This window comes from Nocardia sputorum, from assembly GCF_027924405.1.
Taxonomy (GTDB): Bacteria; Actinomycetota; Actinomycetes; order Mycobacteriales; family Mycobacteriaceae; genus Nocardia; species Nocardia sputorum.
In genome coordinates, this window is sequence record NZ_AP026978.1 from 6,714,830 (window position 1) to 6,726,826 (window position 11,997).

General features: G+C 70.6%; 11 protein-coding genes. 5 read left to right on the forward strand and 6 right to left on the reverse strand.

The window, feature by feature from the left end:
- The gene (pgfA, locus tag QMG86_RS30300) at positions 1–1,161 is read left to right on the forward strand and encodes a cell envelope lipid trafficking protein PgfA (protein WP_281876239.1); all 1,161 of its coding nucleotides are present in this window, start codon (positions 1–3) and stop codon (positions 1,159–1,161) included.
- Positions 1,162–1,227: 66 nt separating this feature from the next.
- On the opposite strand, the gene QMG86_RS30305 is transcribed toward pgfA, so the two are convergent.
- A complete protein-coding gene (locus QMG86_RS30305; RefSeq protein ID WP_281876240.1) occupies positions 1,228–1,587 on the reverse strand; it encodes a VOC family protein in 360 nt (119 codons plus the stop codon).
- Positions 1,588–1,611: 24 nt separating this feature from the next.
- Positions 1,612–2,784, reverse strand: a complete 1,173-nt coding sequence (locus QMG86_RS30310) for a polysaccharide biosynthesis protein (protein ID WP_281881200.1) — start codon at positions 2,782–2,784, stop codon at positions 1,612–1,614.
- Between the two features lie 190 nt (positions 2,785–2,974).
- Between QMG86_RS30310 and QMG86_RS30315 the strand changes: the two genes are divergently transcribed.
- The gene (locus tag QMG86_RS30315) at positions 2,975–5,131 is read left to right on the forward strand and encodes an MmpA family trehalose lipid delivery protein (protein ID WP_434086131.1); all 2,157 of its coding nucleotides are present in this window, start codon (positions 2,975–2,977) and stop codon (positions 5,129–5,131) included.
- 459 nt (positions 5,132–5,590) lie between these two features.
- Here the strand turns inward: QMG86_RS30315 and QMG86_RS30320 are convergent, their stop codons facing one another.
- Positions 5,591–6,763: a glycosyltransferase family 4 protein gene (locus QMG86_RS30320; RefSeq protein WP_281876241.1), complete on the reverse strand. Its 1,173-nt coding sequence runs from the start codon at positions 6,761–6,763 to the stop codon at positions 5,591–5,593.
- Between the two features lie 115 nt (positions 6,764–6,878).
- On the opposite strand from QMG86_RS30320, the gene QMG86_RS30325 reads away from it, so the two are divergent.
- Complete coding sequence (locus tag QMG86_RS30325) at positions 6,879–7,664, forward strand: class I SAM-dependent methyltransferase (RefSeq protein WP_281876243.1); 786 nt, start codon at positions 6,879–6,881, stop codon at positions 7,662–7,664.
- Here the strand turns inward: QMG86_RS30325 and QMG86_RS30330 are convergent.
- Positions 7,661–7,972 carry a hypothetical protein gene (locus tag QMG86_RS30330; protein WP_281876246.1) on the reverse strand — a complete coding sequence of 104 codons (312 nt, stop codon included), beginning with the start codon at positions 7,970–7,972 and terminating at the stop codon, positions 7,661–7,663. The genes QMG86_RS30325 and QMG86_RS30330 overlap by 4 nt on opposite strands.
- A gap of 209 nt (positions 7,973–8,181) precedes the next feature.
- Here QMG86_RS30330 and QMG86_RS30335 point away from each other — a divergent pair, with 209 nt between their 5' ends.
- Positions 8,182–9,627: an aldehyde dehydrogenase gene (locus tag QMG86_RS30335; RefSeq protein ID WP_281876247.1), complete on the forward strand. Its 1,446-nt coding sequence runs from the start codon at positions 8,182–8,184 to the stop codon at positions 9,625–9,627.
- Here QMG86_RS30335 and QMG86_RS30340 read toward each other — a convergent pair whose 3' ends face one another.
- Together QMG86_RS30340 and QMG86_RS30345 are read right to left on the reverse strand one after the other, a co-directional pair.
- Positions 9,628–9,831 (reverse strand): hypothetical protein, encoded by a 204-nt coding sequence (locus QMG86_RS30340; RefSeq protein ID WP_281876250.1) that lies wholly within the window; start codon positions 9,829–9,831, stop codon positions 9,628–9,630.
- 333 nt (positions 9,832–10,164) lie between these two features.
- On the reverse strand, positions 10,165–11,115 hold the full coding sequence (locus QMG86_RS30345) for a GlxA family transcriptional regulator (RefSeq protein ID WP_281876251.1): 951 nt from the start codon (positions 11,113–11,115) through the stop codon (positions 10,165–10,167).
- 115 nt (positions 11,116–11,230) lie between these two features.
- Here QMG86_RS30345 and QMG86_RS30350 point away from each other — a divergent pair, with 115 nt between their 5' ends.
- Positions 11,231–11,983 carry an HD domain-containing protein gene (locus tag QMG86_RS30350; protein ID WP_281876253.1) on the forward strand — a complete coding sequence of 251 codons (753 nt, stop codon included), beginning with the start codon at positions 11,231–11,233 and terminating at the stop codon, positions 11,981–11,983.
- Positions 11,984–11,997 lie beyond the last annotated feature (14 nt).

Consider the following 11,997-nt stretch of genomic DNA (forward strand, 5'->3'; position numbering starts at 1 on the left):
ATGGCACTGAGTGCCGGTACCAGAAGGACGGTGGCCTGCCTGCTCGTGGGTCTCGGCGCGTTGCTGATCGTCGCCGCAATCATGATCCCGACCTACACCGTCGACAAGCTGGCAAAAACTCCCCTCGACCTGGAGATCACCACGATCGCCACGAACCAGCAGGGCGAGGACAGCCTGGTGCTCGACTCCAAGTCGCTCACCGCTCCGGAGGGATCGGCGAAGGTCGACACCAACGTACCGCTGGTCTCGCAGCGCTTCCTCACCGTCGAGGATCCGGCCGACGCCGAACAGATGACGGTGCAGGCGGGCCAGACGCTGCGCCGCATCGACAAGCAGGGCGACACCGGCCTGCTCACCGCGACCATCGACCGGGTGACCATCGACCGGGTGACCGGCGAGCCGGTCGCCAAGGAGCCGAACGGCTCCATCGCGGTGACCACGAACCCGCAGGGTGAGAGCATCGCCGAGCCGGTGCAGCACACCGGTCTGCAGTACCGGTTCCCGATCGGCACCGAGAAGAAGACCTACCCGTACTTCGACCTCAACGTGCGCAAGAGCTTCGACGCCAACTTCATCGAAGAGACCGAGATCAACAACACGAAGGTCTACCACTTCCAGATGTCGGTGCCCGCCACCAGCCTGTGGGACGTCGTCCAGGCGCCGACCAACCGGCTGAGCCTGCCCGCCGCCAAGTGGGGCGTCGAGGGCGGCGAGGCCCCGGTGACCATGACCCGCTACTACACCAACACCCGTGACCTGTGGGTGGAACCGGAGACGGGCACGGTCGTCAAGGGCGGCGAGGCGCTGCACCTCTACTACTCGCGCACCGCGGACAAGCCGGAGGTCACCGCGCTGAAGTCGCACATCGTGTTCGACGAGAACACGATCGAGTCGCAGCTCGCGGTGGCGAAGGAGAACATCGACAAGCTGTCGCTGTACGGCCGGGTGATGCCGATCATCCTGGGCGTTCTCGGCGTGATCGCGCTCATCGTGGGTGTGGTCCTCGGCATTCGCGGCGGCTCGGCTCCGACGCCGGCGCGGGCGGGCGGCGCTCCGGGCCAGCGTCCGAGCGGCGCGGCTCCCGCCGGTCCCGCCCCGCGCGTCAACCGTGGCGCCGACGACGCGCCGACCGAACAGATCCGGATCAACAAAGAACCCTGATCGAGCGCACTCGACTTCGGCTCCCCTGCCTTCCGGCAGGGGAGCCGAAGTCGTTTTCGGGGTCCGCTACTGGTCGGCGAGCGGATAGGCGACCGGATGGCGCGGCTGATACAGCAGAATCGTGCCCGCGCCCGGCACGCGCAGATCCACGCAGCGGCCGAAGCCCCGCTCGGCGACCTCGCCCTCGAACCGCGCGCCACGCGCGGCCAGATCGGCCATCGTTCGATCCAGGTCGTCGCACATCAGCGAGATCTCGTGACGCGGTGGACCTTCGGTGGGGTGAACGCCGAGTTCGCTCGGGCCGGTCGCGAACAACAGCCAGCCGTCGTGGGCGTCCAGGTTCGGCCAGTGCAGGACGTCGCGGAAGAACGCGCGGGCCGCGTCCGGATCGTCCGCGTAGACCAGGGTGTGCACCGCGGTGATCATGGAACGATCGTAGGCGGCGCCGGGTCAGCCGACCGGGCGCAGCGGTTCCGGCCGCGTCGTGCGGGACGCCGCGCGCAGCACGATGACGGCGACCACGACCGTGGTGGTGGCCGCGACCGACACGGCCGTGGTGATCAGCGCGGGAATCGAGCGGGCCAGCGACAGCATCAGAATGACTTCGACGGCCAGCCCCAGCCAGGCGACCAGCGCCAGGGACGTGCGGTCGACGGCGATAGCCGACAGCACCGCGCCTTGCAGCACGGCCAGCAGCGCGCCGTGCAACGCGAACAGCCACAGCAGCCCTTGGATCGGGGCATAGTCCTCGCCCGCCAGCAGCGGGGCGAGCGGCGCGGCGAGCGCGGCCCCGAGCACCGCGATGAGGCCGATCCCGCTGAGCACCGCCAGCGCCGACCGGATCGCGCTCGCGGAGTGCGCGGGCTGCGCCATCCGCGGGTAGAGCACCACACCGACCGCCTGCGGCAGCCAGAAGGCGATCTTGGTGGCGATCGTGCCGAGGGCATAGCGGCTGGCGTCCACGTCATCGAGCACGATCCGGACCACGATCAGGTCCGCCGACGACAGCGCCATCATGGCCGCCTGCACCTGGGCGGCCCGCAGGACCGGCAGCACGCCGGGGGCCGCGGCGACCTCGCCCGGCTCGAGGGCGCGGGCACGCGCGGACGGCGCACCGGCGACGAGCCTGGCCAGCAACGCCGCCGCCGCGATCCCACCGGCCGCCGCCCACAAGGCGAGCGTCGCGCCGCCGCCCAGCGCGAGGATCACCAGCGCGGGCGCTACCCGGGCGATCCCGGCGGCGCCGAGCACCGTGCCCAACGCCCGGAACCGCTTGCCGCCCTGCAACACACCCTGTTCACCGGACAACAGCACCAGCGCGGGCGCCGCACCCAGCGCCGCCGCGGTGGCGGCCACCCCGACGTTCAGCGTGACGGCCACCAGGGGCACCAGCACCGCGGCCACCAGGGCGACGATCACGGCGCAGCGCCACTGGAGCCCGCGCAGCGCCGCCGTCCCCGCGCCGCGCACGAGTTCCCTGGCCACCACGTTCTGCAACGCCAGCGCGGGCACCGCGCACAACAGCTGCACCGCGAGCAGACTCGCGAACTCGCTGTAGCCGGTGACCCCCAGCCAGCGCCCGGCCAGCAGCTGCAACAGATACCCGGCGACGTTCGCGGTCATCGCACCGGCCGTCACCCACGTCAGATCCGCCACCACAGGAAACCGACGGACAGCAGACACGCGCCCATCGTCCCACCCGCGCGGGCCGTCGCCCGTTCCGCCCCGCCGGAGCCGACACCGAGCCCGGAGACATCGCCGCCGAACCCGCTGGCTCCGCGGTGGCGCGAATCGGGACGTACAGTGCTCAGGCGTGAGTGGGAGCGGTCGAGACCGAGCGGTGGCTGCGGCATACAGCGCGGCCGGGGTGCTGCTGGTTACCGCCCCCTTGCCGGCGCCGGGTTACCTGCTCTTGCGGGACGCGGTGAGCACGCCGCGCAGTTATCCGACCGACTCGGCGCTGGGTCTAGGCGACGCGGCGCCCCGGGCGGTGCCGCAGGACGCGCTGCTGGCCGTGCTGTCGGCGTTCATCGACGGCGGGCTGCTGGTCAAAGCGATTCTCCTCGTCGCGCTCTGGGCCGCGGCGTACGGGGCGACTGCGCTCGCGCGTGAACTCCTGCGCGCGTCGCTCGGCCCGCAGCTGGTCGCCGCGACGGTCGCGCTGTGGAATCCGTACGTGGCCGAGCGGCTGCTCCAGGGGCACTGGAGCTTGCTGGCCGGATATGCCGCGCTGCCGTGGACGGCGCTGGCCGCCCACCGCCTTCGAACGACGGCCACGGTGCGGCGACGCCGACGGCTGCTGTCGAACACACCGGCGAATTCCCCGAACGACCTGCTCGAACCGTCTGAACCGTGGGAAGCCGACCACTTCGAGCACGCCCCACCGACCGGCGGCACCGAAATTCGCGAGGAGGCCGCACCAACCGACCGAGCCGGATCACCGCTGGGTGCACCCGCCTCGGCAGACCGCACCGGCGAAGTCGCCGCGGCTGACGCCGCCGAGTCCCGCAGCATCGGAATACCGCTGGAAACGCCCGGTTCCTCGGGCACTCCCGACGTCGCGCCAGCCGATCCGATAGAGCCTTCCCGCTCCGCACCGACCAGTGCGGCGGGCAAAGGAGGGACGGATCGCCCCAGTGTCACGGCGGCACAGCGCACACCCATCCGAACCGCATCCACCTGGGCGGCCCTCGCCGGATCGCTCGCCGCGGCCGGGCTCACCCCTACCGGGGCGCTGCTGGCGGGCGCGACCGCGTTCGCCTTGGTCCAGCGGCGCCAACTTCTTGGAACGCTCGTCCTCTGGCTCGCCGCCTCGGCGCCATGGCTGGCCGCGACCGTGCTGTCGGGCTCAGGTGCGGAACCATCCGATCCAGCGGGCATCGCGGCCTTCGCCGCACGGGCCGAGCCCGGTCTCGGCACGCTGGGCAGCCTGGCCGGCCTCGGCGGGATCTGGAACGCCGAGGCGGTGCCCGATTCGCGCACCACACCATTGGCTGTGATCGGCACCGTGGCGCTGCTGGCGATCGTCGCGCTGGGTCTGCGCGCCGTGGCCACCGGTGGCGCCGATCCGGACAATCGGCACGCCCGCCGCGCGTTGCTGCTGCTCGCCGCCGCCGCGATCCTGCTTCCCGCGCTCGGCGCGACGGCGGGAGGCATGGCAGTCATGGAATGGCTGGTCGCCCACGTGCCCGGCGCGGGCCTGCTGCGGGACACGCAGAAGTACGTGGCCCTGGCTATGCCCGCCTACGTCCTGTGCGCAGCGGCTGGATGCGTGGTGACGGCTCGGCGTCTCTCATCCGGATATCGCAACGCCTCAGCGGACCGGCGCATGACGGCGCACCCCGCCGTCACGTCCACGGTCGCGGTGCTATTCGTCGCGCTTCTGGTTCTGCCGTTGTACGACCTGGCCTGGGGCGTCGGTGGAGCTGTTCGCCCGGTGCACTACCCCACCGGCTGGCAGCGGGTCGCCGCCCGGATCGACGGTCCGGGCGACGTCGCGGTGCTGCCGGGCGGGATGTTCCGCAAATTCCGTTACAGCGGCGCCGCACCGGTGCTCGACCCGGCGCCGCGCATGCTTCCCAACGACGTCCTGCAGACCGGCGAACTGCCCGTGCGCGGCCGTACGGTGTCGGGCGAAGGCACCCGCGCCAGCGAGGTGGAGAACCTCCTGTTGCACGGCGGCTCGCCCGCAGAGCTGGCCCGCCTCGGGGTGGGCTGGGTCCTGGTCGAACGAACCACCCCCGGCCCGCTCGGCGAATCGGCTTCGACCCTCGCCTCGCTGGAACGGGCCTATGAGGACGCCGATCTCGCGCTGTATCGCGTGCCCGGCGTCGTCGAACGCGGTCGATCGACGACCGCGCACCGCTGGACCGCCGGAGCGGCCCACCTATTCTGGGGAGCGTTGCTCGTCGCGGGCCCGCTCGCCGCTCTCGGCACACGTGCACGATTCCGCCGGACACCGCGGACGTGACGCACACCGCCCGCCGCACACTCCAGCTGGTCGAGCGCCGACTGCTCACCTAACGCCGCCGCGCCCAGCACCTGCCGTCGCGTCTGCCCCAGGCTCCCCGCGACCCGATCGAGTGGTGACCGCCCCGGCGTAGAGCGCGACCAGCCGGCGCCGCTCCACCGCCGCCTGCTGCGCGGCCAGGCGGTCCAGCTCGGGTCCGCAGCTCAGGGCACATGCGGCAGCACATCTCGAGCGATACCGGGCGCGGGGCCACTTCCTGGCCGACGACGGAATCACCGAACTCGCGGAGGTGGTGGACGCTACGGGGCGTCAGGCCGTAGTGATTCGTCGGTGCACAGCCCCATGCTCCGCTGCGGAGTCACCTCGGGAACCTCGGGCCGCCTCGGCGACAGGTCATGCGGTCGCTGAACCACGATGGGGAAACCGCTGCGCGAAAGGCCGACCGCAATCGGCGACGTTTCAGTCGACCGTCCGGGGCGCGAGTAATCCGCTCGTGTGCTCCCCTCGTGCGGCCGCGGCCAGCACTTCGTACACACCGTTCCCGGTCTGCTCCCAGGAGAACTCCCGGGCGCGGGCGCGCGCCTTCTCACCCATGACCGTGCGCGCGCCGGGATCGTCCAGCAGATCGCCCACGGCATCGGCCAGCTGGGCGACGTCGTCGACCAGGATGCCGGTGGCGCCGTCGACGATGGAATCGGTGAGGCCGCGCGAGCTTCGGTAACCGACCGTCGGCACGCCGTGCTGGGCGGCCTCGATCACCGCGAGCCCCCATCCCTCTTTCCGGGAAGGCAGCACATGCACCCACGCGCGGGCCAGGAGTTCGTGTTTGCGGCGCTCGTCCACGTGCCCGTGGAAGGTGACGGCGTCGGCGATGCCGAGTGCACGGGCGTTGTCCCGCAGGTTGTCCGCCCACCAGCCGTCGCCGATCACGTCGAGGCGCAGACCCGGTACGCGGTCGCGCAGCCGGGCCACGGCCGCGAGCGCGTCCTCGATCTGCTTGTGCGGCACCAGACGCGAGAGAACCACGACAGTAGGTGCGGCATTGCGGGTTTCCGCCGCGCCGGTGGGCGCGTCGAGTGGAACAGGTTCAGCGCCGTTGCGCACCACCGCGATTCGCGAACGGTCCACACCGAGCGTGGCCAACTCCTCCGCCGACGGCAGCGAAACGGTCAGATATTGATTGCGCCGATGCACGCGGGGCGACAGCCGCGACTCGATCCACCAGCCGATACGGCCGACCAGTCGGCCCGCCACCGGCCACTGCTCCCGGTGGCCGTGGTGCACCAGCACCACCGACGGCGCGGCGGTGACGACGGTGGCGAAGAACGGGATGCCGTTCTGGGTGTCGATCACCGCGTCCGGCCGCACGCCGCGCAACGGGCCGAGTCCGATCCTGCCGAGCAGCAGCGCCGCGAGCGCTCGCGGATACACCGTGTAGCGTCCGCCCGCTCTGCTGATATCGATGCCGTCGACGCGTTCCCGCCGCGGCGCTCCCGGGTAGCCGGCGGTGCGCAGCGTGACCTTGACCCCGCGGGCCGCGAGCTGCGCGCCGACCTGCTCGAGGTACCGCTCGCTGCCGCCGCCCTGCGGGTGCCCGGTGTCACGCCAGCAGAGCAGGAGGACTTCGCGCACGGTGGAGCTTCTCTCGGTCAGTAGGTCCCGGTGGGAACGCCGGATGTCGCGCTACACCCTAACCCGAGCACCCGCCCGAGATGCCCAGCATCGGGGTTGTGCGAAACTCGGCGCCGTGCTCGAAGCCGAAAAGACGCCGACGCGCAGCAGCTCGCTCCGGTTCGCCCGCCGGGCGACCCTGCGCCGGTCGCTGCGACTGCTCGGCAGTTTCCGGTTCGAGCAGACGGACCCGGCGCTGTTCTACGGGGGTCTGGCCGCCGACAGCGCGGCGATGATCGGCGACTTCTACGCCGACCTCACCGGCCGGTCGCTGCAGGGTGCGACGATCCTGGACGTGGGTGGCGGGCCGGGCTACTTCGCGGACGAGTTCGCCCGCACGGGCGCGCGCTACCTCCCGGTCGAGCCCGACCCCACGGAGATGCACGCCGCGGGGCTCTCGGTCGCGGGCGCGGTCCGCGGGTCCGGGATGGCACTGCCGTTCCGTGACGACGCGGTGGACATCTGTTTCTCGTCGAACGTCGCCGAGCACGTCTCGAAACCGTGGCTGATGGCCGACGAGATGGTGCGGGTGACCAGGCCGGGCGGGTTGATCGTGCTGTCCTACACGGTGTGGCACGGCCCGTTCGGCGGGCACGAGACCGGACCGTGGCACTACCTGGGTGGCGAGTACGCCGCGCGGCGGTATCGGCGCAAGCACGGGCGGGAACCCAAGAACAGGTTCGGCACGTCGCTGTTCGCGGTGCGGGCCGCGGATGGATTGCGCTGGGCGGCAGGCACTCCGGCGGAGGTGCACACGGTGTTTCCGCGCTACCACCCCCGCTGGGCGTGGTGGTTGGTCCGGGTGCCTATGGTACGCGAGCTACTTGTTAGCAATCTGGTTGTGGTGGCAACCAAAAGTTAGCCGAGGTAAGGCTCCAGCCATCCGCGGCGCCAGTGCCGCTTTCCGCACGGGGCATGCACGGGCTCGCTCCACGGCGATTCGCGCATCGCCAACCCGACGGTCTCGAGCGTGGTGAGGCCGACCAGGTCGGCCAGCATTCCGACGGCGGCGACCGCCTCTGCGGCCTGCATAGCCGCCGTCGCCTGCTCGATCGTCAGGGTGCGGCCGGGTAGGAAGGAGACCACCCACCCGCCGCTGCCGACACACTTAGCCTGATGCTCGGTTTGATCACTGGTCATCAGCGACCGGCCGATCACTTGCACCGCCATGACTCGGACTCCCCAGTTTGCGGTAACGATTGGGTAATGGAGCGAGCTGATATGTCGCTACAGCATCCCCCTTCCAGCAACAGAACGCAATAGTGCGTTCTGCGAAAAGCGAACCGAGAGGTCGGGATTCACACTGGCCAGAGCCTCGAGAGCACGGAAAACTGGAACAGGTTACAGACAGAAGCCGGGCAAAACTGTAACGTGTTCTCATGCATTACGACAGCTTGTTCATCGGCGGCCGCTGGACCGCGCCAGCCACCGACGAGCGCATCCAGGTCATCTCGCCGGCCACGGTCGAGCCGGTGGGCAGCGTCCCCGCGGTGAGCCGGGCCGACGTCGACGCCGCGGTCGCCGCGGCCAGGCACGCCTTCGACCACGGCCCGTGGCCCGCCACACCGCCGAAGGAGCGCGCCGAAGTGCTCACCCGCGCGGCGCGGCTGATCGAACAGCGCTCCGCGGACCTGCTCGCCGCGCTGACCGCCGAGGTCGGCGCGCCGCAGATGATCGCGATGACCCTGAACCAGCTCCCCGCGGTCGCCGCGCTGGACGCCTACGCGGCCCTGGCCGAGTCCTTCCCCTGGCAGGAGACCCGGGTGGGCGGATTCGGCACCACGCGCGTCACGCGCGAGCCGCGCGGCGTCGTCGCGGCGGTGACCGCGTGGAACGTTCCGCTGTTCCTCGCGGTCAACAAGCTCGCGCCCGCCCTGCTGGCCGGCTGCACCGTGGTCTTGAAGCCCGCCCCGCTGACGCCGATCACGGCCAACCTGGTGGCCGATATCTTCACCGAGGCCGGAGTGCCCGAAGGCGTGCTCTCGGTGCTGCCCGCCGAGCCCGACGCGGCCGAATACCTCGTCTCGCATCCCGGCGTGGACAAGGTGACCTTCACCGGAAGCACCGCGGTCGGCCGGAAGATCGGCGCCATCGCCACCGGTCAGCTCAAGAGCGTCTCGCTGGAACTCGGCGGCAAGTCGGCGGCGATCCTGTTGCCCGATATGGACGTGGCGGCCGGCATCCCGGTGCTCGCGTTCTCCGGCCTGATGAACAGTGGGCAGGGCTGCGTCGCGCAGACCCGCATCCTGGCCCCGCGCAGCCGGTACGACGAAATCCTCGACGCGCTGGTCGAACACGTGAAGACGATGAAGGTGGGCGACCCGAACGACCCCAGCGTGCAGCTGGGCCCGCTGATCTCCGAAGGCCAGCGCGATCGGGTGGAGGGCTACATCGCCAAGGGGAAGGCCGAAGGCGCGCGCCTGGTGCTCGGCGGCGGCCGCCCGGAGGGGCTGGACCGGGGGTGGTTCGTCGAGCCGACGATCTTCGCCGACGTGGACAACAAGTCGGCCATCGCCCAGGAGGAGATCTTCGGGCCGGTGCTGTCGGTGATCCCGTACGAGACCGAGGACGAGGCCGTGGCCATCGCGAACGACTCCGTCTACGGCCTCGCGGGCTCGGTATGGACGACCGACATCGAGCACGGCGCCGAGATCGCGGCGCGGGTGCGCACCGGCACCTACGCGATCAATTGGTATGCCTTCGACCCGACTTCACCGTTCGGCGGCTACAAGGCCTCCGGGCTCGGACGCGAGAACGGCCCGGAGGGTCTCGATTCGTTCTGTGAGCAGAAGTCGCTGCTCATGCCGCTCGGCTGGACCGGGTGATCACTCCGGTGGCATGACCACCCGCAGCAGCGGCGCACGGTTGCCGTAACGCCGGGTTGGCGCGTCGACGATCTCGACGCGCCAACCCGGCGGCAGCACTGCGCGCAGCCGCCCCGCGACCCGGCGCAGCGGGGTGCTCGCGGTCGCGAAGTCGAATTCGGCCACCGTGGGGGCAAGGGACGTCGCCGTCTCCAGATCGGCCATGCTCCATCCACCTCTCGCGTCGATCTCGCCGTGTGCCGCGGCATCGCGGGTCCGATGTCGGTAGGGAAGTAGTTCAGTCGATCAGTTAACCGTCAGTAATCCGACTGGGTGATGCGGAAGGAAGAACACGCCAAGCATAAGTTACGAATACACGAAATCTCTCAACAAGATCATTACCCCTTCCCAGACTCGGCTAAACCCCTCGATCCGAAGGAATTTCATCGGCTTGCGGCCGACACCACGACGGCCCCGTACCGGGCGGACCGCCGATCACTGCCGCGGTTCGGCGGGATGAGCTCTCAGGCAACGGAATTCGTGGTCACTGCGGCGCACTCACCCGCCCACTGATCGGCGATAGGCGGCGGGTGTGGCGCCCGTCGCGGCACGCAGGTGCACCCGCAACGCGGTGACGCTGCCGAACCCGGCCTTGGCCGCGACGACTTCCACTGGCAAACATGTGGTTTCCAGAAGTTCCCGGGCCCGAGCGGTGCGCTGAGCGTCCAGCCAGCGCCGCGGCGTGGTGCCCACCTCAGCCTTGAAGCGGCGGATGAAGGTGCGCTCGCTCATCAACGCGTGCGCGGCCAGCGCGGAAACGTCCACCGCCGCAGTGGGTTCGGCGATCGCCCAAGCCAGCGTCGCGGCGAGGCCACCGTCTGCGGCACGGGCGGCCGGTCCATCGGGAATGTACTGCGCCTGGCCGCCCTCCCGGTGCGGCGCGGTGACGTTCCACCGAGCCAGCTCCGCCGCCGCGTGCGCGCCCAGCTCCCGGCGGACGAAGTGCAGGCACAGATCGAGCCCCGCCGACAGCCCGGCCGAAGTCAGCACGTCGCCGTCGTCCACGTACAGCGCGGTGGGATCCAGCCGCACCGCCGGATACCGCTCGGCGAACTCGCCGCAGTAGGCCCAGTGCGTCGTCGCCGGTCGTCCGTCCAAGAGCCCGGCCTCGGCCAGGACGAACGCACCGACGCAGATGCTCACCATGGTCGCGCCGCGCGCGGCAGCGCTCCGCAACGCGGTCAACGCCCGCGGCGGAGTCGGCAGCGTCGGAATGCCGATCCCGGGCACGACGACCACATCCGCGTCCGCCAGCGCTTCCAGTCCGTACTCGACCCGCAGGTCGAAGCCGTTGGGCGTCCACACCGGACCGGGCCGCACCCCGCACGTCCGCATCTCGAACCCGGACGGCTCCCCGGTCTTCCCGGGCCCGTGCCGGAACGCCTGCACAGCGCAGGCCAGGTCGAAGGCCATCACCCCGTCGAGCGCGAGCGCCACCACTTGCTTCATCACTCGCAGTTTGGCATGAATCCGAGCATTACTGTCATTTCCGCCACTCGTCGCGGGCCTCGCCGCACACTTGACTCCAAGGGCATACCGAGTGACCGGAGCGAAGGAGGGCATCGTGGCCGCACCGACGGGCCTGGACTGGGCATGGGCCACCCGTACCGGGGGCGCGTTGTCGAAGGAGCAACGCCGTGGATTGGCCGTCGCGATCGCCCGTACGTTGCCCGCCATGGCACCCAACCGGGTCCGGATCGCGCTGGGCAGACGCGGCCGCGGGAAACTGGAGTTCGCCGGTCTGCGGCTACCCGATTCGAAGCTCGCCGTCGCGGCGGAAAGCGAGGCGCGGGAGTCGTTGTCTCCGCACGTGTTGCACCATTCGTTGCGAACCTACTACTTCGGGCGGGTCCTGGCCGAGCTCGACGGCGCATCCTACGACGACGAACTCGTCTACGTCTCCTGTCTGCTGCACGACCTGCAACTCGAAACTCCCACGCCTGGAAGATGTTTCGCGGTGGTCGGCGGCGAACGGGCGGCCGCGATCGCACGGGACGCGGGCGCCCCGCCGGAACGGGCCGACGCGATCGGCGCGGCGATCGCCGCGCACATCACGCCCGGCGTCGCCGACGATCTCGGCGATCCCGGCGGCTTCGTCTCCGCGGGAGCGTCCGTGGACGTACTCGGGACGCGGCTTGCGGAACTGGACCGGGATTGGGTCATCGAACTGCTGCGGCGGCACCCGCGCCTGGAGTTCGAGCGGCATGTGATCGCGGCGTTCCGGGCGGAAGCGAAGGCGGTGCCGGAAGGCCGGATCCATTTGCTCAACCGCGCGGGCTTCCTGACCATGATCCGCCTGGCACCATTCGACGAATAGCCCGGCCGCCCAGG